Source organism: Kiloniella sp. EL199 (assembly GCF_900313065.1).
Taxonomy (GTDB): domain Bacteria; phylum Pseudomonadota; class Alphaproteobacteria; order Kiloniellales; family Kiloniellaceae; genus Kiloniella.
Map to the genome: position 1 here is coordinate 454,072 of NZ_OMPU01000006.1, position 23,226 is coordinate 477,297.

The window sequence follows — 23,226 nt, forward strand, 5'->3', positions numbered from 1 at the left end:
GGGCATGTGTTCGGGTTTGTCCCGATTATGTTCTGCTTTAAGGGGAACCTCTTACTTGGCAAAGATGTCCTGGCAGCGCTCTTATACGCGCTACGATTCTATCGTACTCTCGAAGCTTCCTTATTACATTTTACAGTTCTTTACCAAGGAAGTGTAGTAAGCGGACATTCGCAAAGTCCTATGCTTTGATAGGGTTTACTTATGAACATGTTATCTGGAAGCGTGAAACAAGCCATTGTTGTAACAATCTTCAATAATAGTTTTATCAATTTTGTTTATCTCTGGTTAACTGCATGCGGGTATTTTATATGCAACATTATGAAATTCTTCATGCTCACTAAAAAAATAGCTACATCCTTAAAAGAGATTTTTGTAACCAATGAATAGTAAAATTGATTTTCGTGTTCTTGAGCTTCTTTCCTCGCGCCTCTGTCATGATTTAGTTGGGCCTGTAGGGGCTGTTAACAATGGCCTTGAACTTATGGAGGATGATTCCTTTGGTATGGCAGATGATGCTTTGAAATTGGCATCGGCATCAGCTTCTCAAGCAGCGGCTACTCTACAGTTTTATCGACTGGCTTATGGTTTGGCGGGGAGCCGCATGGGCAGTGATTATGCGACTTTAAACCAACTGGCTGTTAATTACCTGGCTCATACCAAAGTTGATTTTAAATGGCCGGATCTGACTGCGCCCGAGGGATTGCCGGATAATGGGGGTAAAGTCCTTCTTAATCTTGTCGCACTGGGTGTCGAGATGTTACCAAGGGGCGGCGTTATTACTGCGTTGAGCGGGAATGCTGATACAGGAACCTTTGTAGCTGTGACGGTATCAGGTGAACAGGTTTCGATTCGTGAAGAGGTCATGGAGGCTTTGACGGATAATGTTGATACCAAGGAATTGACACCGCGCAATGTTCACGCATTTTTTACTCGTTTTCTGGCGCAACAAAGTGGCACGGATTTATTGATTAACAACTCCGTCGATGGACATGTTCAACTTATTGTATCGTTCTAAAAACATTTAAAAGCCTTTCTTTAATAAAAGAAATACATGCTGTCTGTTCTAATGCCCGACTATTTGTAATGTTTGTAAAACAGCTTTCTTTTTCAGAGAGCTGTTTTTTGTGCTTGGGTTACGACAAAGAATGAGAACTATTCGCATAATTTTGGTTGATCAATTGAGAATGATTTGCAATATTTCTTGCGGTTTCACAGAGAGGTTTCTCTCAATTAGTTCTCATATCGGCCAAAGAGGTCGATGAAAATAGGAGACAGTCACATGAAGGCTGCTTGGTTAGCAACAACTGCAATGCTTACTGCTGCTTCGATAGGTAGCACAGCAACTTATGCTGAAGATGTCGTCAACGTATATACATCCCGTCATTATCAGACGGATGATGCGCTCTATGATAATTTCACTAAAGAGACAGGCATTAAAGTCAATCTTATCGAAGGCAAAGGTGCTGCACTTATCGAGCGTATTAAAAGTGAAGGTGCTAACAGCCCTGCTGACGTTCTGATTACTGTTGATGCCGGAAACCTGTGGCGTGCAGAACAGAAAGATATTTTCCAGTCTGTTTCTTCAAATAAACTGGATGCAAATATCCCTGAAAACCTGCGTCACCCTGGTCAGAAATGGTATGGTTTGTCGACACGTGCCCGGATGATCTTTTTTGATAAAGCCAAAATCAAAGACGGTGAGATTACAAGCTACGAAGATCTGGCCGATCCAAAGTGGAAGGGCAAAGTTTGTATTCGTAAGAGCTCTAATATTTACAACCAGTCTTTACTTGCCTCTATCGTAGAAGCAAAGGGCGCAGAAGTTGCTGAAAAATGGGCGTCTGATGTTGTGACAAACTTTGCACGTCAACCTGTGAAGGGGGATACGAACCAACTGCGTGGTATTGGTTCTGGCGAATGTGAAATTGCTGTTGCCAATTCCTATTACTTTGTTCGTTTGCTGACAAAGCCAAAAGATAAAGATAAAGGCCTTGCGGACAAACTGGGTTATGTATTCCCGAACCAGTCTGATCGAGGCACACATGTGAATATTTCTGGCGCTGGTGTGGTGAAATCTGCCCCGAATAAAGAAGCTGCTGTGAAATTCCTTGAATATCTGACTGATCAACAGGCACAAAGCTACTTTGCTGACGGCAACAATGAATTCCCGGTTGTTTCAGGTGTTGCCCCGAATTCAGCTGTTAAAGGTTTGGGTGATTTCAAGGTTGATACAGTGAACGTTTCTGTTTATGGCAAAAATCAGGTTACTGCTCAGAAGATTTTTGACCGCGTTGGCTGGAAATAAAACCTGGGATATAAGAGTTTGAGAATACAAAAGCCCTGCAACTGTTATGAATAGTTGCAGGGCTTTTTTATTGCGCTGGTTAACGTTCCTCTTTTATCTTTCTTGAGCTTCTGATCCTGCGCGACTTTTCGAGATTGCCCGCGTTAAAAGTATCAAAGGAAGAATCCCCACGAGAACAATTGTTAGCGATGCTGTGGAGGATTCTGACAAACGTTCATCAGATGCGAGATTATAGGCTTGAGTTGCTAGAGTATCAAAATTGAAAGGGCGCATAACCAGAGTAGCCGGTAATTCTTTCATAACGTCGACAAAAACCACCAAGCCTGCTGTCATAATGCTGCCACTCATAATAGGAATATGCACATGTTGAAGGGTTTTGAATGGGCCATAGCCTAACGTGCGTGATGCATCTTCCATACTGGGGCGTATTTTCCCAAGTCCAGTTTCTACGGCATTGAGAGAAACAGCAAGGAAACGGACAAGGTAGGCAAAAACAAGAGCTGTGATCGAGCCCGTCAATAAGAGACCTGTGGAAATATCAAAAGTCTCACGCATCCAAGCATCGACTGCATTATCAAGCATGGCAAGTGGAAAGAGTGTCCCAATGGCAACAACAGTTCCCGGGACTGAATATCCCATAGATGCTATTCGCGTTGCAGTCTTTGAAAGAATGTTGGGTTGTAATCGGTTGGTATAGGTCAGTAAAATAGCAATAGAAACAGCCGTGATTGCAGTAACCAATGCTATTGTGAAACTGTTGAAAACCAGTTTGATAAACTTGGCCCCGAATTGTTGATCCCCCAAAGTGATTGACATATCCAGCAATAATACTGCGGGTAGAATGAATCCAAAAAACAAGGGTGTTATACAGGCGATGATTGCTCCGAACTGTCCAAGGCCTTCTAATTTATACCCCGGTAGATTTTGATAGCGATTTGTTGAGTGATGATATTGTGCGTTTCTCCTGCTGACCCTTTCTAAAATGAAAACGGTGAGGATAAAAATCAAAAGGCAGGCGGAAAGCTGGCGCGCAGCGGGGAGATCACCCATATTTGTCCAGGCGTTCATGATGCCTGTTGTAAAGGTTTGAACACCAAAGAAAGAAACGGTTCCAAAATCTGCGAGTGTTTCCATTAAGGCAAGGGAAGTTCCAGCGATGATTGCTGGTCGTGCAAGAGGAAGGGCAACACGAAAGAAACTGCCCCAAGGACCACAGCCAAGTGTACGGCTGACTTCCAGTGCGCAAATGGATTGTTCGAGGAATGCTACCCTCGAAAGCATATAGACATACGGATATAAAACGAATGACAGCATAAGAATTGCGCCGGGCAAAGACCTTATTTCCGGGAACCAGTATTCCCGAAACTCGACATTAAAAATATCACGGATCATTCCCTGGAACGGGCCACTTACTTGCAGAAAATCCGTGTAAGTATAGGCCATTACATAGGCGGGGACAGCCATGGGAAGTATCAGCGCCCATTCAAAGACTTTGTGGCCCGGAAAGCGGCACATGGTAACAAGCCATGCTGTGCCCGTCCCAATGATAGAAACAAGAACGGCAACACCGACAGCCAAAAGGAATGTATTTACAAGGTAATCTGTAAGAACAGTCTCAACCAGATGACCCCATATATCACTTTTTGTTGTTAATGCAGATCCGACAACACTTAGAATTGGTATGGTAAACAGCGCTGAAACAAACAGAGCTAACCAGGTCATAAATCTGAATTTGTTTTTAAAGCGAAGGGTTGAAGCTTTCTGTTCAACCGCTATCGGGCCTTGAGCCATAATCTCGAATCCGTCAAACTAGTCATTGTCGCAAATTTTTTTGCGACTCCCATTTGCTAACATGGCAAAAGCCTGACGACTAGGGTTTGTATAGGTTTTGTCATAAATAAATGACCCCTTTAACCCCTGAAAATCAATAAAATACGCGTTATTCCAACTAAAGTTAATAAAGGATGGGGGTTGGGTAAGAGGTTATTAATCTTCCTTTGCCAAGCTTGTCATTGAATTAATAGTGGACTGCATGTTTGTGCATCCGATTTGGTTGATCAGAGATGGAATGGAAGCGCGGTTATGGATGATCTTTTGAGTGAGTTTCTGACTGAGACGAATGAAGGTCTCACGACACTCGATATGGAACTTGTTAAGCTCGAACAGAACCCAAACGACGCAGAGCTGCTGAGTAGCATTTTTAGATTAATGCATACGATTAAGGGTACCTGTGGATTTCTAGGGTTACCGAGACTTGAATCTGTTGCTCATGCGGGCGAAAACATCATGGGTAAGTTCAGAGACGGGGAACTTTCGGTTTCTGCGACTGGTGTATCGCTTATTCTTGAGTGTTTGGATCAGATTCGAGAAATTCTCGGGACATTGGAAGCAACAGAGGAAGAACCTGAAGGGGATGACTCTGACCTGATTAGTCGATTGAATGCCCACGCAGAGGGTGGAGATGCTGGAGAATCAGACGCCACTGCTCCTGTGCCATCTCCTGCGGCGCCACCTGCTGAAGACGTTGCAGATGATGGTGACGTCGAAGAAGATGAGCTGGAAAGAGCTTTCCGTGAAGCACTTGGACCTGAAGAACTTGCTGCTCAAGCTGCTGCCGAAGCAGCGGCGACACCGGAAGCTGCACCTGTTGCTGAAGTTGTTGAGCTAAAGGCAGAGCCTGCGGAATCTGCTCCAGCTCCGACCCCTGCAGCGAAACCAGCTGCAAAGAAAAAAGCAACACCTCCACCAGCCCCGGCAGGAGATGCCGGATCTTCTGTTGCGAACCAGTCTATCCGTGTGAGTGTCGAAGTTCTCGAGAACTTGATGACGATGGTTTCTGAACTTGTGTTGACCAGAAACCAGACACTTCAAATCTTGCGTGCGCACAAAGAAAGTGACTTTGCGACACCTTTGCAACGTCTGAATCACGTTGTTTCCGATTTGCAGGAAGGGGTGATGAAAACCCGAATGCAGCCGATCGGAAATGCATGGGCGAAATTGCCACGTATTATTCGCGACCTTTCACACGAACTGGACAAAAAAATTGATCTGGTGATGAAAGGTGCGGAAACAGAGCTTGATCGTCAGGTTCTGGAGCTGATTAAAGATCCGCTTACGCACATGGTTCGTAACTCTGCGGATCATGGCCTCGAAATGCCGAATGATCGAATTGCCGCTGGTAAACCCGAGACAGGTCAGGTCATTCTTAATGCCTTCCACGAAGGCGGACATATTATCATCCAGATTTCTGATGATGGCAAAGGACTAAACACTGATCGTATTAAAGAAAAGTGCATCGAAAATGGCCTTGCCTCTGAAGGTGAACTTGATGGAATGAATGATCAGCAGATCCAGCAGTTTATCTTCAAGCCCGGTTTCTCGACCGCAGCTGAGGTTACTGCTGTGTCGGGCCGTGGTGTTGGTATGGATGTTGTTCGTACCAATATTGAAAAAATTGGTGGTACAATTGAACTGAGCTCAACAGAGGGCAAAGGAACAATCTTTACCATTAAAATCCCACTGACGCTGGCAATTGTTTCTGCGTTGATTGTTGAATGCTGTAAAGAACGCTTTGCAATTCCGCAACTGTCTGTTGTGGAGCTGGTACGTACATCTGCACATTCAGAACATACAATTGAACATATTAATGAAACGCCTGTCCTACGGTTGAGAAATCGTCTGTTACCACTTGTGACATTACGTGATTTGCTGAAACTTTCCGATGGTGAAGAGCCTGAAGGGGATGAGCCAGAAATAAGAGAAGACAACTTCATTGTTGTTTCTCAGGTTGGTACTTACACCTTTGGTATCATTGTTGATCGTGTCTTCGATACCGAGGAAATTGTGGTTAAACCTGTTGCGCCAATCCTGCGTGATATCCAGCTTTTCTCTGGAAATACTATTCTTGGTGATGGTGCGGTTGTTATGATTCTTGATCCAAATGGTATTGCCGCTGCAACAGGCGAGATTGCCGTTGCAGATGCAGACTTGGGCGCACACGAAGATCGCCATCTCACAGGTAATGACGAGAAAGTTGCAATGCTTGTTTTCCGTTCCGGTGATGATGCACCAAAAGCGGTTCCACTTGCACTTATTGCACGATTGGAAGAAATTGATCTGGCAAAAGTCGAAAGTTCGGGCGGACAACATGTTGTTCAATACCGCGGACAACTGATGCCACTCATTCCAATGCAAGCTGGTATGGAACTCGAAAGTGAAGGGCGTCAGCCTGTTTTGGTCTTCTCTGATCGAGAGAGATCAATGGGGCTTGTGGTTGATGAGATTATCGACATTGTCGAAGATCGGATGAACGTCGAACTCAGTGCCGAGAAAGAAGGTTACATCGGCAGTGCAATTATTGCCGAGAAGGCCACAGACGTTGTCGATGCCGGTTACTTCCTGACACAGGCTTACCCGGATTGGTTTGGGTCAGAAGCAGGTAAAGAAAATTTCGAAAGTGATCGATCCAGAATCCTGCTTGTGGATGATAGTCCCTTCTTCCGCAATCTTCTGATGCCAATGCTTTCTGTCGCAGGGTATGATGTGAAAGCGGTTGAATCAGCCAGCGATGCGCTGAGTCTGTGTGAAGAGGGTGAGCAATTTGATGTCATTGTTTCGGACATCGAAATGCCCGGTATGAACGGTTTTGAATTTGCAGAAGCTGTTCGTGAAGATCATCGCTGGTCGAAAACGCCAATGGTTGCGCTGTCAGCTTTTGCCTCTCCGGCAGATCTTATGCGTGGTCGGGCTGCAGGCTTTAAAGATTATGTTTCAAAAACAGATCGCGAAGCCCTGTTAATGACGCTTCAAGATACGATTGCAGAACTTAAAGGCGCTGCGTGAGATAAATTCATAGAAAGAGTGAAACTGTGAGTGATACTTATTTGGAAAACGAAGATTTTGTTACTTTCTATATCGCTGGCCAGCTTTTTGGTGTTCCGGTTTTAAGTGTACAGGATATTATTAATCCGCAGCGTATTACCCCTATTCCTTTGGCTCCGCCCGAGATTGCCGGTTCATTGAATTTGCGCGGACGTATTGTGACGGCAATTGATGTCAGGAAGCGTTTGGGGTTACCGGCACGTGACGAAAAAGAGTCTATGAGTATCGTCGTTGAAAATGGCAACGATCTCTACAGTCTGATGGTCGATAGCGTCGGGGAAGTTCTGGGTGTTGATGAAAGCTCTTTTGAGCGAAATCCACCAACACTGGACCAGCGTTTCAGGGATTATTCGCAAGGTATCTATCGTTTGGATGGTAAGCTTCTTGTCATTCTGGATGTAAACAGATTCCTTGACTATGGCCGAAATGCGGATGCTGCATAGTTGATGTTTCTTAGTTCAGTTATTTTGGGTATTCAAAAATAAGTTGGAGCAAAAATATGAAGACCTGTTTGGTTGTCGATGACTCCAAGGTCGTGCGAATGGTTGCGCGGAAAATTCTTGAAGGATTAAACTTTAACATTGAAGAAGCAGAGGACGGTCAAAAAGCTCTGGATGTATGTAACGCATCCATGCCAGATGCTGTTTTGCTTGACTGGAACATGCCAGTTAAAGACGGGTTGGAGTTCTTGAAGGATTTGAGAGCATTGCCGAATGTTGAGCAGCCAATTGTTGTTTTCTGCACAACAGAGAATGATATGCAGCACATACAACAGGCAATAGCTGCCGGGGCAAATGAATATATCATGAAACCTTTTGATAGCGATATTATTGAGTCTAAATTTATACAGGTGGGCCTTATTTAATGCCCTTGTCGATGAATACATCCACTACTGATAAAGGCGGTAAAGTCGAAAATGCCTATCGGATTATGGTAGTTGATGATTCTGCAGTTATTCGGGGACTCCTCACCAGAATTTTAGAGGGTGACCCACAAGTTTCTGTAGTTGAATCTGTATCTAATGGTGAGATCGCAGTTAAGCGTTTGGCAAGTCAGGAAATCGATGTTGTTGTTTTGGACATTGAGATGCCGGTTATGGACGGTCTGACGGCTTTACCGAAGTTGCTTCAGGTGAAACCCGGTGTTCAGGTCATCATGGCATCGACACTGACACGAAAAAACGCAGAAATAAGCTTGAAGGCACTGCGTCTGGGCGCGGCCGACTATATTCCGAAACCAACCAGTTCAGGTGAACTGACCAAAGCGAGCGATTTTAAACACGAGCTTGTGGAAAAGGTTAAGGCGCTGGGGCAGGTGGCACGAAGCAGCCATAAGGCTCCGTTACCAGCGGCGGCAAGAACGCAACAGGTGCCCGCAACATCAGCGGCCCAAAAACCGAAAACGATGTCGGATTCACCGTCCAATCTGTACCCGAGCAAGACAGTTACACTGCGTAAAGATGCAATAGCGAAACCGGATATTCTGGCAATCGGGAGCTCAACAGGGGGACCACAAGCCCTGTTTGATGTTTTGGGAAATTTGGGAACGATTACACAGCCTGTTGTGGTCACACAGCATATGCCGGCGACTTTTACGGCTTTGCTTGCGGAACATATCGCCAGAGTTTCCAGCATGCCAAGTAAAGAAGGTGAAGAGGGAGAGGTCTTGAAGGGAGGGCACATATATCTTGCACCTGGCGGACATCATATGGTTTTTGAGAAACAGGGAACGAATACTGTTATCCGCTTAAACCAGGAACCGCCGGAAAACTTCTGCCGACCTGCAGTTGATCCGATGCTGAGAAGTTTATCTAAAATTTATGGTTCTCGTCTTCTTGTATTGATTCTTACAGGGATGGGAAGTGATGGTTTACGAGGTTCAGAGGTGGTAACGGCGGCTGGTGGTTCCGTTATTGCTCAGGACGAACAAACAAGTGTGGTCTGGGGAATGCCAGGAGCGGTAGCAACTGCAGGGCTTTGTTCCGCAGTTCTTCCAATCAAGGAGATGGCATCCAATGTACGACAACTTGTTATGAGGTCGGCGGCATGAACGTGAGTGATTTTGATTTTATTTCGCAGTTTTTGAAGAAACGTTCCGGTTTGGTCCTGAGCCAGGATAAAGCCTATCTGTTGGAAAGTCGCTTGAACCCTGTTGCTCGTAAGTGGAACCTTAGTGGTTTTGACGAGCTTGTTCAAAAGGTTCGTTCGACGAATGATGAACGTATCCTGAATGACATTACGGAAGCTATGACGACGAATGAATCGTTTTTCTTCCGTGACCAGAAGCCTTTTGATCAGTTTAAAGATCTTGTTCTCCCACATATGCTGGAAAAAAGAGCTTCCAGTAAAACTATAAGAATTTGGTCTGCTGCTTGTTCCAGTGGACAAGAGCCATATACACTGGCGATGTTGCTAAAAGAGGCCGGGGCTGCTCTTGCAGGCTGGAAAATAGAGATCATCGCGACTGATCTCTCTAATGAAATCCTCGACAAGGCAAAGGAAGGTGTTTACACTCAATTCGAAGTACAAAGAGGATTGCCTATCAATCTCCTTGTGAAGTATTTCCAACAAAACGGTGATCGCTGGCAAATCGATAGCTCTATTCGTAATATGGTGACTTTTAAGCCTTTTAATCTGCTTGAAAGTCCGGCATCTCTTGGAAATTTTGACATCGTATTTTGCCGTAATGTGCTTATCTATTTTGACCAGCCGACTAAGTCGAATGTTTTGAAAAACATTGCCAAACAAATGCCTGACGATGGTTTCCTGTATCTGGGCGGTGCAGAAACGGTGCTCGGTATTTCAGACGAATTTCAGCTTATCCCTGGAAAAAGAGGGATATATGGTCTGGTTCGCAATGGTGAGCTGGTGAATAAAGCGGCAGTTTAAACAAGTAAGCCTTGAAGTTATAAGAAACATCAAAAAAGGCGTCTGAAGTTTAACTTCAGACGCCTTTTTTATTTCAAAGCTATTGTTTTAGTATAAGAAAACTTGTTTCAAGCCGAAGCGAGCTGTGGTGTATCTGCACTGTTTTCAACAGGGTCGCGTAATACATATCCACGTCCCCATACAGTTTCGATGTAGTTTTCACCGCCTGTTGCATTCGACAGTTTCTTACGCAGTTTACAGACAAAAACGTCAATAATTTTCAACTCAGGCTCATCCATACCGCCATACAGGTGGTTGAGGAACATCTCTTTTGTAAGTGTTGTGCCTTTGCGCAGAGACAGAAGTTCCAGAATACCGTATTCTTTACCAGTGAGGTGAAGCAGCTTGTTTTCAACTTCGACAGTTCGCGTATCCAGATTTACCTTGAGTTTACCAGTGTTAATAATGGAAGCGGCATGACCTTTGGAACGGCGAACAATTGCCTGTATCCGGGCTATGAGCTCACGTTTGTCAAATGGTTTTGTAAGATAATCATCTGCACCAAAACCAAGACCTTTGATCTTGTCGTCCAGACCGTTGAGTCCAGACAGGATCAGGATTGGTGTTTCCACTCTGGATGCACGAAGGCGGCGAATAACTTCGTACCCATCCATATCAGGTAGCATCAGGTCAAGGATGATAATATCGTAATCGTAAATTTTCCCGATTTCGAGCCCGTCTTCACCCATGTCTGTCGTGTCGCAGACATAGCCTTCTGACTTGAGCATCATTTCAATGCCCTGGGCTGTTGGGGCATCATCTTCTACTAGCAAGACTCGCATGTTCAAATTCCGGTTGTTAATGTTCGTTAAACCAATATGAATATTGTTAACCATTTTCGGTAACGAATATTAACAAAACCTTACCAGCGCTCTTTAAAAGTTAAAAAACATCCCGAAATTTAGAATAAATTTTACATAATATCGCTATTTTCCGCGAAAATTGATTTTTTGGAAAGAATCTCTGGTTAAGCTGATGTTAAAAGGAATGTGTAAAAGTAATGTCGATTTGTCGAATAAGCCCCCAGATATTCAGATATAGAATGCCTGGTGGCACCATTTTTAATGTTTTTTACAGGATATAGAATTCGGAATGCCTCTCAAAAGTTTAACCCGGGAGATATCAGACCTCTCGGATTATCAGGTCTATGGCAGAGTATCCGGTGTTCTGGGAATGCTGGTTGAATTATCCGGTCTTGATCGGTTATTGGTGATCGGTTCGCGTTGTATTTTGATTGCAAAAGATGAAAGGCGCGTACCATGTGAAGTTATCGGCTTCAGGCAAGGACATGCCCTGTTGTTACCTTTTGGGTCACTGGATGGTATTGGCTTGGGGTGTAAAGCAATTCTTGCTTCAAGCGAACCTTCTATTCATCCGTCGGAAGCATGGCTTGGGCGGGTTGTTAATGCCTTGGGCGAGCCTATTGATGGCAAAGGTCCTCTGCCAATGGGGCCAGATCCTTGTAAAGTTCGAAACTCTCCGCCTCCGGCACATGGACGACAGCGTGTCGGGGGTAAAATTGATCTGGGGGTCAGAGCAATAAATACCTTTTTGTCCTGTTGCCAGGGACAGCGTATGGGGATTTTTGCCGGGTCCGGTGTCGGAAAGTCAGTTTTGTTATCTATGTTGGCTCGCTATACCTCTCTGGATGTTAATGTTATCGGTCTGATCGGTGAGCGTGGCAGAGAAGTCCAGGAATGGCTTGAAGACGATTTGGGGCCGGAGGGTCTTGCCCGTTCAGTTGTCGTTGTTGCAACATCTGATGAGCCTCCCTTGATGCGGCGGCAGGCAGCTTATATGACAATGGCATTGTCAGAATATTTCCGGGACAATGGCCGGGATGTACTGTGTCTTATGGATTCTGTCACCCGTTTTGCCATGTCAATGCGTGAAATTGGACTGTCTGCTGGTGAACCCCCTGCAAGTAAAGGTTATACACCATCGGTTTTTGCTGAACTTCCTCAGCTTTTGGAACGTGCGGGGCCAGGTGTAAAAGCACAGGGATCAATCACCGGTCTCTTCACTGTTCTGGTTGAAGGTGATGATCACAACGAACCGATTGCTGATGCTGTTCGTGGTATTCTTGATGGACATATTATCCTTGATCGGGCGATTGCAGAACGGAACAGATTCCCGGCAATCAATTTACTTCGGAGTGTTTCACGTACAATGCCAGGATGTAATACGGACGCCGAGAACGAGTTGGTGACGCGGGGACGACAATTACTTTCAACCTATGACAATATGGCAGAGCTTATTCGTATTGGCGCTTATACCGAAGGATCTGACCCCGTTATTGATGAAGCGATTGCGCACAATGGTGCATTGGAAGCTTTCCTTACCCAGGGAAAGTACGAAGAGAGCAACTTGGCAATAGGGTACGAACAATTGGCCGCAGCAGTTGGTCTTCCCTGGGGACAGGGCGGTGATCCGGCGGTTGAGTTTAATCCCGATGCGCAGGCGGGGGATATTCACAACCTTGGGCAACACAATACAGAAGGAACGGGGATTGAATCATGAAGACCCCAATTGACAGTATTGTTCGGGTACATAGCTGGAAGTTGGACGAAGCCCAGCAAAAACTCTCTGACCTTGAGAGTTTGGCGATTAAGTTAGAGCAGGATATCGAGAAACTGGACAAAGAAGTTTTGAAGGAACAGGATTTTGCGTCACAGCATCCTGATGTAGCTCAGACTTACCCGGCTTATGTCGAGGCTGCACGTGAACGACGTAAACGCCTGGAAATCTCTATTGAAGAAGTAATGACTCTGAAAGCCATTGCGCAACAAGAGCTGCATGAAGTCTATCAGGATCTTAAAAAATACGAAGAAGCGCAGGCGAATGACATTAAGCGTCAGCAGGATGTTTTAAAGAAAAAAGAGCAAGCCGTTTTCGATGAAATGGGAATACAGCAGTACAGACGCCGCAAGGCATCAGAAAATAATTGATTATTGTTAATTACAACAATTTTAGATTTTCGATCTGTTTCTTTGGTGAAATGTTCATGTTTACAAAATAGTCTAGGGTTGAACTTGATTTTCTAAAGAGCTAACGCTCATTACTATAAAATAGAAGTTTTCTTTATTGTCTCATACTGGTTTAAACCACCGCATTCATACGATTAAAAGAGTTAAATTGCATACGAAGCACACTCAAAAGACATGAAGTCGACTTAAGTTGGTAGCAACTGTGTTCTTAAACATTTAAATTATCGCGTTCCCGACATTGAATTAGGTTCTGATTTATTTCGGGACCTAAGATTCAGGTGTGCTCCTGCTGGACTGCAAAACATGATAGGTATATGTTTGCTTTAACTTATGTTGCTTTTTTTCAACCGATAGCACATAAGGAAATGAGATGAGCAAACTGGATGTTATTGTTGTTAGTTCGTTGGATGAATGGGTTCAGTGCCAGCACGTTCGGTCAAGTGCCTTTTTACCGACAGAACCATATAGCGAAGAGTTTGATGGTAGGGATTTTGAGTTGGTAACACATATTCTTGCAATCCAAAATACTGTACCTGTTGCTTGTATGCGCCTTAGATATACATGTGCAAATACTATACATGGTGGTCGTCTAGCTTTGATGCCAAATTTGGAACCAAGAAATAGACTTAAAACCCTGAATGCGATTGCCACTTTCGCAGACAACTATTGTATGAAAATGGGCTTTACCAGAATTTTGGGCGAAGTAGCCGATCAGCGTTTAATTAAGTTTTGGATTAGAAGAGGTTTTAGGCTGACAGGCGATCAGCCGATTGAATTTGGCAACAGGCAGTTTTGGCCAATTGAAAAGCATATAAATAGCGCATCAGTTTTAAATAATACTAATAGGATCTAATGATAACTCGTGAACAAGCCCAGAACTGTAGTAGTCTATCTGATTTTGAGTTACTAGCAAAACAAGATAATCTTTATTTTTATTGGCAAAAACTTACGACTGAGTATGTTTTTGTTCATGATTGCATGCCGGAAGGTTTTCTTGATGCCTATTATGGCTGTGACTTGGATTTAGTGTGTCCTGGTGCCTGGGCTTTTAGAAAGAGGATTTGGCCAAAGTTTACTTATCTTCAGGCAAAGAATAATGGCGAGTTTAAGCTTTATGACCCTGATAATTTAAGTGAGAAGCACTGGAACTCCTTTGGTATAAAGGACTGTCTTGTAATTTTATCGGGATCTCCAGATTTAAATTCAGTCGCATGCTTTGCTTACGATCATGCAATCATTGATCCGACGGGTATATGTTTACCATATATTGAGATGACGATGAAGCTTGATAGTTGGCTGTATAATTCGCGACATCTAAAGCCTTATAAAAGGGAGTTCTCAGGTCTTTCTCCTAAAGAGAAAGAAGCTATTAAAATCCAAATTAATAAACCAGGCTTAACGATTGCTGAACAAGCTAGATATTTGAACATTAGTGTTCCTACCTTGAGAATTAGGAGAGAGAGAATTGCCAAAAAATATGGCGTTTCTAGTTTTTCTAGTGCAGTTCTTCTCGCAGAGAGATCTAGGGAGTTCTGTTATAGGTCAAATAAGATTAAGGTTGTTTGAAGGAATCTGAGAAGATTTCAAAGTTTATGTTGCGTCTCTCTCAAGTTCTTCCAATAACCACTTATGGAATGTCTTCACTTTGTGGCTTTCAGCGAGTTCGGGTTTACAAACGAGATACCAGTCACCGCTATGGCAGGTTTTCTCGCCGAAGGGCCTGATAAGGGGAGTGTTTATGTCTCTGGGTGTAGCAAAGGGGCTGTTTGTCATGGCAATACCCCGGCCTTTGTTTGCTGCTTCCAGAGCGAGGAGATAGTTATCAAAAGTGATTGCCTGATCCGGCGCCCAGTCTGATATGCCTTCTTCCTGAAACCACATCGCCCAATCATGATTATGATTAAACAGCTGTAAAATATCGTGTTGCAGCAGATCTTCGGGGGTGTGAATAGGGCGATCGCCTGTCGTTAGATCTTTGTGGCACATGGGCGATAGACGTGCTTCAGCCAAATGGTAATAGGCCAGATCCGGATCTTTTTTTGCAGCCCAGATAATACCGACATCCGTACCTGCACGATCAAAAGTCCAATCCAGATAAGACGTATTCAGTTGTGCCTGAATACCTTTGCTGACTTTGTAAAACTCGTGAATTCTGGGCAATAACCAATACATGGCAACGGTTATATAGACCTGCACAAGCAGTGTTTTCGGACGTTCGAGTGATTGTACCAGACGTGCCCCGTCCGCGATGCGATCAAAGCTATCCACAAGGATTGGTAGGTAGAGTTTGCCAGCTTCAGTCAGAACGACATTTCGACCCGCACGGGCAAACAGGTTTACCCCCAATTGGTCTTCGAGGTTTTTGATGTGATGACTTATTGCGGAGTGCGTTATGTTGAGTTCTTCGGATGCGAGGCGGAAATTCAAATGCCTTGCAGCGGATTCAAAAGCACGAAGAGCATTCAGATTTGGTAGATGTCTTTTCTTCAGCAATATCAAAAGCCTCAAGTATAGTGTGGGAATAAATCTGGATAACTATCGAGATTTCTTATGATTATGGCACAAAGTCAATTCTAAATGATGAGTAAAAGTGACCATTTAGTGAAAAAGGATCATTTGTCGAATTGTAAACAGAGACCGACAATGGACTCAAATATCTTTTTCGGAGATACCCATGAGTGAAGTTGCTGTTTCACCCCGCCGTCGGGGAGGACGTCAAGCCCGCCAAGCCTTGCGTACTGCACCTTTAGCAGAAGACAAACGCGCGATCCAACCTGGTTTGGAAAGCGGAAATTACAAAGTTCTCAATGATTTGCAGATCAAGCGTATTCATACTGCGGTATTGGATGTACTGGAGAATATTGGACTTGCCGACGCAATCCCGAGCTGTATTGACGTTGTTACGGCTGCGGGTGGTGTCCTTAAAGACAATGGTCGTTTGACCTTTCCACGTGCGCTTGTCGAAGACATGTTGGTAAAGGTTAACCGCAACGTGGTACTGCATGGGCAGGACCCAAAGCACGATATGGATCTGTCAGGCAGTAAGATCTATTTTGGTACAGCGGGTGCGGCGGTCCATATGGTCGATGCCCATACAGGGGGCTATCGTGAATCAACCACGCAGGACCTATATGATATCGCACGTATGGTGGACAAGCTGGATAATATTCACTTCTTTCAGCGCTCCGTGGTTTGTCGTGATCTCGCAGACCCCTTCGATATGGATTTTAACACCTGCTATGCGGCCATTTCGGGAACCTCTAAACATGTTGGGTCAAGTTGGGTTGAACCAAGCCATGTAAAAAAATCACTTGAGATGCTGCACACGATCGCAGGTAGTGAAAAGAAATGGCGAGAACGCCCCTTTGTCAGCATGTCCAATTGCTTTGTGGTGCCGCCTCTCAAGTTTGCGGAAGATGCCTGTCGATGCCTTGAGGTTGCCGTACGTGGAGGAATGCCTGTGCTTATGCTGTCTGCCGGGCAAGCGGGTGCAACATCGCCGGCTTCATTGGCTGGTTCTGTTGTGCAGGAAGTCGCCGAAGTTCTTGCAGGTCTTGTTTATGTAAACGCTGTTCAGCTCGGAGCTCCTGCGGTTTTTGGAACCTGGCCTTTTGTTTCTGATTTAAGAACAGGCGCTATGAGTGGCGGTAGTGGAGAGCAAGCTTTGCTGGTGGCTGCCTGTGCCCAGATGGGGCGGTTTTATGATTTACCGACCGGGGTTCCCAGTGGAATGTGTGATTCCAAAATTCCTGATTATCAGGCCGGGGCCGAAAAAGGCTATAATCATGCTGTGACAGGAAATTCGGGAACGAACCTGGTTTATGAAGCGGCTGGCATGCATGCCAGCCTTTTAGGCATGTGTATGGAAAGCCTTGTCCTTGATAATGATACAATCGGGTCTGTTTTACGTACGGTTCGGGGTATTGATGTTAACGAAGACACCCTTTCGCTTGAAGCAATTCGTCAGGTTTGTGAAGAGGGACCGGGGCATTATCTTGGCTCGGATCAAACGCTTTCTGTGATGGAAACAGAATATTTTTATCCCGAAACATCGGATCGTAGCAGTCCCAATGAATGGGAAGAGAAAGAAAGACCAACATCTCTGTCGAAGGCGACAAACATAGTACGGGAAACAATGAACAGTCATTTTCCACGTCATATCAGCGATAAAATTGACCAGAAAATCAGGGCTGAATACGATATCAAACTGTCCCGGGATCTGATGACTGCAAAGTAAAGCTTTAAGATCTGGTTATAGAAAACTGGATTAAGCCAATAATAAAGTATGATCAAAGGTAAATGATAAGAAGAACAGGACGTGAATTATGAAAAATCATGCAAGAGTTGTCATCATTGGCGGAGGTGCTGTCGGCTGTAGTGCGGCCTATCATCTGGCAAAAATGGGATGTCGTGATGTTGTGCTGCTCGAAATGGATGAGTTGACGTCTGGTTCTACTTGGCATGCCGCTGGAAATTGCCCGACCTATTCCAGCAGTGTCAATATCATGAAGATGCAAACTTATGGTGTTGAATTGTATCATCGGCTTGCGGGCGAAGTTGACTATCCCATGAACTATACCCGTACGGGATCCATTCGTTTGGCACAGAGTGATGAACGGATGCTTGAGTTTAAACATGTTCAGGCCATGGCAAAGGCACAGGGGCTGGATTATGAAATCCTGACGCCTGGTGAAATGAAAGAGTATTATCCTTATTTGGAAATACATGATTGTGTTGGGGGATTGTGGGATCCTTTGGATGGGGATATTGACCCTAGCCAGTTAACACAGGCCTATGCAAAAGGCGCACGCGATTTGGGGGTACAAATCCAGCGCTTTAATCGGGTGACAGCCATTACACAAACCCCGAATGGCGAGTGGCGCGTCGATTGTGAAAAGGGGTCTGTTACCTGTGAAAAGGTCATTAACGCAGGTGGCTATCGAGGCGGTGAAATTGCTGCAATGGTTGGACAGTATGTCCCGATCGTGACACTTTCTCATCAGTTTCTGGTAACGGATGCAATACCTGAACTGGAAGCGTTGGATAAAAAGCTACCGCTCTTCAGAGACCCTGATGATAGCTATTATCTTCGTCAGGAGCGCGCGGGACTTATTCTTGGTCCCTATGAGTGGAAAGCGACCCCCTATTGGCTGGATGGTTTGCCTGAGAATTTTGCTTCGCAATTGTGGAGTGACGATCTTGATCGGATTGAATGGTACATAAGTCAGGCTATGGCACGTGTTCCTGTTCTTGAAAAGGGCGGTGTTTCCCGTGTTATCAACGGTCCAATTCCCTACACACCAGATGGTTTGCCTTATATTGGGCCTGCTTACGGACTGGATAATTTCTATCATTGCTGTGGCTTTAGTTTTGGTATTACTCAATCAGGCGGGGCGGGCAAAATTATTGCCGAGCAAGTTTTGGAAGGTGAGTCTGAATGGGATATGTGGATGCTGGATCCACGTCGATATACCGATTATGCTACACAAAAGTATGTCGTTGAAAAGGCGATTGAAGTTTATCAGAACGAATATGCAATTCCTTTTCCTCACGAAGAGCGTCCTGCAGGCCGCCCCGCAAAAATGACCCCGGTATACGAAAAGCTGAAACAAAAGGGGGCTTTCTTTGGTGCAAGGGGGGGCTGGGAGCGGGCTGTTTGGTTCCCGCAAACGGATCGTCCTGATGCGCAAACGGTTTCTTTTTTAGATGAGCGTCGAAACTGGAATGATGCCGTTAAATTCGAGTGTAAAGCTGTGCGCGAACGTGTCGGTGTTCTAGACCTTGGCGGCTTCACAAAATATGAAGTTACCGGTCCGGGGGCAACGGCATGGCTTGATTACATGATTGCGGGGAAAATGCCACGGGTTGGTGGTATGTCCCTGTCATACTTCCTGTCTCGCAAAGGTCATGTGATGACGGAAATGACCATCACAAGGTTGGCGGAAGATCACTACTGGCTTATTTCTGCCGGTGCGGGTGAGTGGCATGATGAAGACTGGCTTCTCTCGAACATGCCGGGCGATGGTTCCGTCGAGTTTGAAAACCTCACTGATCGCTATGGAACACTGGTTGTGGCTGGACCTCGTTCCAGGGATCTGCTTGGCAAAATTACCAAATCAGACCTTTCCAACACGGCTTTCCCCTGGCTTACAACCCAGAGCATGGAAATTGGGTATTGTCCTGATATTCTGGCCATGCGGGTTAACTATGTTGGTGAACTCGGTTGGGAATTACATGTCCCCATGGAGTTCCTGGGGCAGGTATATGATAATGTAATGGAGGCGGGTGAAGAGTATGGTGTTGCCGATTTCGGCCTCTATGCCATGGATTCATTACGGCTGGAGAAATGTTATCGCTCCTGGAAGGTTGATATCATTCATGAATATACACCTTTTGAATTGTCCTTGGATCGGTTTGTTGATTTGGATAAAGGCCCGTTCCTGGGGCGTGAAGCTTTAAAAAAGCATCTTGAAGGCGGTATCAAGGAAAGGTTTGTTCCTTTGATTATTGATACGACCATTGCTGAGGCACCTTACTGTTCACCAATTTTCAAAGGTGATGAAATTGTCGGGATATCTTCATCTGGCGGATATGGCCATACAATCGAAAAGAATATTGCCTTGAGCTTTGTTCGAACTGATTTGGCTGTAGAAGGGACTGAACTTGAAGTCAGTATTCTGGGAAAACGTTATCCTGCGATTGTTTCCAGTGAGCCACTCTATGATCCGAAAAACAAAAAGCTTCGTGATGTAGAATAGCTTTCGGCACCAAGCTTGAGCGCTCAGGCATGAAGTACGGCATTGCCTTTCATGCCTGAGTCATATTTATCAAAGTTATCTAACGAGTTTAAGCCATCGTACTGTTGTGAGAGCCTGCTATTAATTTTTGCGAGCTTTGACTTAGCTTTTCCCAATCCTCTGAAACTTCAAAGGTCAGCTTTCCGGCAAAGCCTGTGGCTTCATTTGCCCCGTAGAACAGGTCAGATATTTTGACTTCCATTGTTTTGGGTAGACTGTTTCTGCTTCTGATAACAAGGTCAAAACGTCCTTTTTTGACAAGGCCATCAAACTGCATTTCGCCATCGCGGCTCATTTCTACCTCCAGTTTGAAACGTGTCACTTCTTCACGATCCAAACCGCCGCGTCCTTTTGTGTCATGTTCTCTGTCTCTAACAAAAAGGTTCGCTTGGTGTAACTGATTATCGTGAAGAATAGGGAGCTGAGTCATCCGCCATTCGCCCTGTCCTGTTTCTACTGGTCTTGTTGTTATGAGGCTACTCTCATTGCTTAACTGTTGTGCCAGTTCAGGGCGACCTGCGGCACGTAACAGTGAAAGCGTGTCCTCTCCGGCCCAGCTTCTGGGGGCATTGGATTTCAAGGCATTAAGAAATAACAAAATGCCTGATGTTAATGCAGGGCCTTTTTGGGGGAGGTGACTTGCCAGCGCATTAAACTGCCCCTGTTGTCCTAAAGTGGTAAGGGCACTTTGCAGTACTTGTCGTAAATCCTGTCCTGGTTGGGACGATGCCGTCGATAGGCGGGATGTGTCACCAGCTTTTATACCCTCTGGATCGTCTAAAGAGAGAAGGGTGAGAGATATCTGCGTCCCCACTGGTAAGGAGGCTTTGATCGCGAGTTGAATTGTACCTATGGCCGTTTGTACCACAGGATTTCCCTGTGTGTTTCCTGTCACGGTGGCTTTCAGTATGATCGACTGCTGTGATGTTGTTGGCTGTGATACTGGCGGGGTACCTGATGGTGGCGTCGTTAAATTCGTCTGCTGTGCTGGTGCTGGTATAAAACCGGGTGTAACTTGCGGAGCTGCGCTTTTTGGGGGAGGACCCAAGACTTCCATTTTTACGGAAAATTGCGCGGCGACTTGTAAGTTTTGTAGCGTTTTGGGAAGGGGGACAGATGTTCCATCTGTCGGTTTGCTGACAAGTGTTGCCTGCAACTGATGACTCAGGCTGAGTTTATCTGTCGGGTTTTGCTGTATTGATCCGGGTTGGCCCTTTGTTCTGTCGCTTTGGGGGAAAATGAGAACTTCAAAGGGCGGACGATGCGTTTTGAATTGAACAAGAACTTCTGTTCCGGCGGGAAGTTTAACATTCGTATTAACAGATAGTTCACCCAATATAGTTTGGACGAGTAATTGCCCTTGTGATGTTTGCCCTTTGACTGTGCCACTTAAGTTTTCTTGTATCTTCTGGTTTGTCAGCGCTGGTGGATAATTCGCAAGGGTGCTGACCTGTGCTGTTTGTGCTGTACTCGATGGAGCAGTAGGTGTTGTCGCAAGAGGGAGCCGGACCTTATTCATCCCCTTTTAGCAAATTCCTTGCAATCTGTTCTACACGCTCTGCCGCAGTAGATGACGGATACCTTACAAGTAGCGGAGTTTGATTGCGAATTGCTTCCTTTACCTTGTTGTCTCGAACAATAATACCGGCAAGCGGCGGTGTTAACTTCAAGAAGGATTCACAGGCTTTTCGAATGGTATTGTAAGTCTTGTGTCCATCGTGTTCTGTTTCCGCCATGTTGACTATAACACGCAAATCAGCATCCGGGCGCTGTATTTTTGTCAACTTGATAAAGGCGTAAGCATCTGTGAGTGAGGTTGGTTCATCCGTAGTGATAACCAGACATACCTGTGCTTGTGATGCTAACTGGCGAACGGTTCTGTCAACTCCAGCGCCGAGATCCAGAATAATCCGGTCATAGGATTCAGATAGTGCAGCCAGACCTGTTGTCAGGCTATTCAGGCGAGGTGCTGGCAGGTTCGCCAGATTTCCTGAACCCGAGCGCCCGGCAACAATATCAAAACCTCCGTCGGGATAGCGTACTGCGGCTTCTTCTAACGAGTAGCGACCTGTCAGAACACCCCCCATGTCTTTATTGGGGGCCAAACCAAGCTGGATATCAACATTCGCAAGTCCGAGGTCACCATCAAATAACAAAGTTCGGCACCCCAGACTCGACAAGGCGTGTGACAGGGTAATAGATAGCCATGTCTTTCCGACCCCACCTTTACCTGATGCTATTGCAATCATGTTCTTGCAGAGTGATCTGTTGTGCAGGGATTGAACATTATGGTTTTTAGCTTGGTTCATCAGCGTGTGCCTGTTGCAAGAGAGTGCTGTTGGGATTCCAGTCTGGTCGGAAGCAATAGCCGTGCCAAAGATACTGGATTTATGGGGGATAATCCGTCTGCGATATGTGGTGAAATACCAGCAGCCATAAATGTAAGTTCTGCGCTATGGGCAGCTGTAAGCAATCCACCAAAACGGCGGGTCATATCCAGCTTTGTTGGAATTATGTACTTGGTGTTCAAGGATTTGAATGCGGCAGCTTTATCAGCCGTTTCATAAACATCGCCACCGGCAGGAATAATCAGTGTGGATACTGCATTAGAGATCTGGGCAAAATCTGCCAGATAATTCAGGGCATCATCGTCAAAGGGGTTCACGCCCATTGTATCAACTAATAACAGGTGGCCAGATGCTGTCTGCTTGACACATTCGGCCAGTTTTTCTGGCGTCTCTGCAATATCCAGATTTATCTGAAGGCGATGACAGAAAGTAGCGATCTGTTCTACGCCACCGGTTTTTTCTGCATCAATTGTTATTACCGTGGTGGGGATGTCTGATAATCTGGCCTTGGCACACAGCTTTGCGATGGTTGAGGTTTTTCCATCCCCTGGAGAGCCGACGAGCATCAAAGGCTTTGATAACGCTCGGTTGGGGATTTGCCCAAAGTGAAAATTGTTATCCAGAGCACCCGCCAGTGAAATATGCCATTCAGACGCTGGAATGCCCATAGCATGCCCTACAAGCATGTCGATCATTTCACTGGGCAGGCGATGAAAATCAAGCACCTCTGTTATTTCATCGACAATATCTACATCGTCCTGAGGGTCGCTAATTGAGAAGTCGTTCACAGGTTCATCATCCAAACCTGCTGTAACTCTAACGCCTTGGCCGGGGCCTAATTCATCTGTAGCGAGAATGATCGCGTCTTCACCCAAATCGAGGCGAACCTGATCCATGGCGTCAGGCAAATTTTCAGCGATATAATGCTTTAAACGCATGTTACTGCTGCTCCTGCCTGATAAAGTTGATGATATGTTTTAC

19 protein-coding genes are annotated in these 23,226 nt (G+C 45.3%); 13 read left to right on the forward strand and 6 right to left on the reverse strand.

What is annotated here, in order from left to right; genetic code table 11:
- The first annotated feature begins 379 nt into the window (after positions 1 to 379).
- Together D9A03_RS05450 and D9A03_RS05455 are read left to right on the forward strand one after the other, a co-directional pair.
- On the forward strand, positions 380 to 1,015 hold the full coding sequence (locus D9A03_RS05450) for a histidine phosphotransferase family protein (RefSeq protein ID WP_120496181.1): 636 nt from the start codon (positions 380 to 382) through the stop codon (positions 1,013 to 1,015).
- A gap of 264 nt (positions 1,016 to 1,279) precedes the next feature.
- The gene (locus tag D9A03_RS05455; protein ID WP_120496182.1) at positions 1,280 to 2,305 is read left to right on the forward strand and encodes a Fe(3+) ABC transporter substrate-binding protein; all 1,026 of its coding nucleotides are present in this window, start codon (positions 1,280 to 1,282) and stop codon (positions 2,303 to 2,305) included.
- Between the two features lie 93 nt (positions 2,306 to 2,398).
- On the opposite strand, the gene D9A03_RS05460 is transcribed toward D9A03_RS05455, so the two are convergent.
- Complete coding sequence (locus D9A03_RS05460; RefSeq protein WP_120496183.1) at positions 2,399 to 4,096, reverse strand: iron ABC transporter permease; 1,698 nt, start codon at positions 4,094 to 4,096, stop codon at positions 2,399 to 2,401.
- 291 nt (positions 4,097 to 4,387) lie between these two features.
- Between D9A03_RS05460 and D9A03_RS05465 the strand changes: the two genes are divergently transcribed.
- From D9A03_RS05465 to D9A03_RS05485, 5 genes are read left to right on the forward strand one after another with little or no spacing between them, the layout of a single operon-like run.
- Positions 4,388 to 7,147 carry a chemotaxis protein CheW gene (locus tag D9A03_RS05465; RefSeq protein WP_120496184.1) on the forward strand — a complete coding sequence of 920 codons (2,760 nt, stop codon included), beginning with the start codon at positions 4,388 to 4,390 and terminating at the stop codon, positions 7,145 to 7,147.
- 26 nt (positions 7,148 to 7,173) lie between these two features.
- Positions 7,174 to 7,629 carry a chemotaxis protein CheW gene (locus D9A03_RS05470; protein WP_120496185.1) on the forward strand — a complete coding sequence of 152 codons (456 nt, stop codon included), beginning with the start codon at positions 7,174 to 7,176 and terminating at the stop codon, positions 7,627 to 7,629.
- A gap of 56 nt (positions 7,630 to 7,685) precedes the next feature.
- Positions 7,686 to 8,051, forward strand: coding sequence for a PleD family two-component system response regulator (locus D9A03_RS05475; protein WP_120496186.1), 366 nt, complete (start codon positions 7,686 to 7,688; stop codon positions 8,049 to 8,051).
- The gene (locus D9A03_RS05480) at positions 8,051 to 9,235 is read left to right on the forward strand and encodes a chemotaxis response regulator protein-glutamate methylesterase (protein ID WP_120496187.1); all 1,185 of its coding nucleotides are present in this window, start codon (positions 8,051 to 8,053) and stop codon (positions 9,233 to 9,235) included. The genes D9A03_RS05475 and D9A03_RS05480 overlap by 1 nt, the downstream gene beginning before the upstream one ends.
- Entirely contained in the window at positions 9,232 to 10,074 is an 843-nt protein-coding gene (locus D9A03_RS05485; protein WP_120496188.1) for a protein-glutamate O-methyltransferase CheR, read from the forward strand. Before D9A03_RS05480 ends, D9A03_RS05485 begins: the two co-directional genes overlap by 4 nt.
- A gap of 107 nt (positions 10,075 to 10,181) precedes the next feature.
- Here D9A03_RS05485 and ctrA read toward each other — a convergent pair whose 3' ends face one another.
- The gene (gene ctrA, locus D9A03_RS05490; protein ID WP_120496189.1) at positions 10,182 to 10,895 is read right to left on the reverse strand and encodes a response regulator transcription factor CtrA; all 714 of its coding nucleotides are present in this window, start codon (positions 10,893 to 10,895) and stop codon (positions 10,182 to 10,184) included.
- A gap of 310 nt (positions 10,896 to 11,205) precedes the next feature.
- Between ctrA and fliI the strand changes: the two genes are divergently transcribed.
- The 4 genes from fliI (at position 11,206) to D9A03_RS05510 (ending at position 14,666) form a co-directional block, all read left to right on the forward strand.
- On the forward strand, positions 11,206 to 12,633 hold the full coding sequence (gene fliI, locus D9A03_RS05495; protein WP_120496190.1) for a flagellar protein export ATPase FliI: 1,428 nt from the start codon (positions 11,206 to 11,208) through the stop codon (positions 12,631 to 12,633).
- Entirely contained in the window at positions 12,630 to 13,061 is a 432-nt protein-coding gene (locus tag D9A03_RS05500; RefSeq protein WP_120496191.1) for a hypothetical protein, read from the forward strand. Before fliI ends, D9A03_RS05500 begins: the two co-directional genes overlap by 4 nt.
- A gap of 409 nt (positions 13,062 to 13,470) precedes the next feature.
- The gene (locus D9A03_RS05505) at positions 13,471 to 13,953 is read left to right on the forward strand and encodes a hypothetical protein (RefSeq protein WP_120496192.1); all 483 of its coding nucleotides are present in this window, start codon (positions 13,471 to 13,473) and stop codon (positions 13,951 to 13,953) included.
- Positions 13,953 to 14,666 (forward strand): helix-turn-helix transcriptional regulator, encoded by a 714-nt coding sequence (locus tag D9A03_RS05510; protein ID WP_120496193.1) that lies wholly within the window; start codon positions 13,953 to 13,955, stop codon positions 14,664 to 14,666. The genes D9A03_RS05505 and D9A03_RS05510 overlap by 1 nt, the downstream gene beginning before the upstream one ends.
- Before the next feature lie 24 nt (positions 14,667 to 14,690).
- Here D9A03_RS05510 and D9A03_RS05515 read toward each other — a convergent pair whose 3' ends face one another.
- Positions 14,691 to 15,593 carry a LysR substrate-binding domain-containing protein gene (locus D9A03_RS05515; RefSeq protein WP_162937984.1) on the reverse strand — a complete coding sequence of 301 codons (903 nt, stop codon included), beginning with the start codon at positions 15,591 to 15,593 and terminating at the stop codon, positions 14,691 to 14,693.
- Positions 15,594 to 15,774: 181 nt separating this feature from the next.
- Here D9A03_RS05515 and D9A03_RS05520 point away from each other — a divergent pair, with 181 nt between their 5' ends.
- Together D9A03_RS05520 and D9A03_RS05525 are read left to right on the forward strand one after the other, a co-directional pair.
- The gene (locus tag D9A03_RS05520) at positions 15,775 to 17,337 is read left to right on the forward strand and encodes a trimethylamine methyltransferase family protein (RefSeq protein WP_120496195.1); all 1,563 of its coding nucleotides are present in this window, start codon (positions 15,775 to 15,777) and stop codon (positions 17,335 to 17,337) included.
- Positions 17,338 to 17,425: 88 nt separating this feature from the next.
- Entirely contained in the window at positions 17,426 to 19,858 is a 2,433-nt protein-coding gene (locus D9A03_RS05525) for an FAD-dependent oxidoreductase (protein ID WP_120496196.1), read from the forward strand.
- An 88-nt stretch (positions 19,859 to 19,946) separates the two neighbouring features.
- On the opposite strand, the gene D9A03_RS05530 is transcribed toward D9A03_RS05525, so the two are convergent.
- Genes D9A03_RS05530 through D9A03_RS05540 form a run of 3 tightly spaced genes read right to left on the reverse strand, consistent with a single transcriptional unit; the run spans position 19,947 to position 23,183 of the window.
- Positions 19,947 to 21,416 (reverse strand): hypothetical protein, encoded by a 1,470-nt coding sequence (locus D9A03_RS05530; RefSeq protein WP_120496197.1) that lies wholly within the window; start codon positions 21,414 to 21,416, stop codon positions 19,947 to 19,949.
- Positions 21,409 to 22,206, reverse strand: coding sequence for a MinD/ParA family protein (locus D9A03_RS05535; RefSeq protein WP_120496198.1), 798 nt, complete (start codon positions 22,204 to 22,206; stop codon positions 21,409 to 21,411). Before D9A03_RS05535 ends, D9A03_RS05530 begins: the two co-directional genes overlap by 8 nt.
- Positions 22,206 to 23,183, reverse strand: a complete 978-nt coding sequence (locus D9A03_RS05540; RefSeq protein ID WP_120496199.1) for a GTP-binding protein — start codon at positions 23,181 to 23,183, stop codon at positions 22,206 to 22,208. The genes D9A03_RS05535 and D9A03_RS05540 overlap by 1 nt, the downstream gene beginning before the upstream one ends.
- Positions 23,184 to 23,226 lie beyond the last annotated feature (43 nt).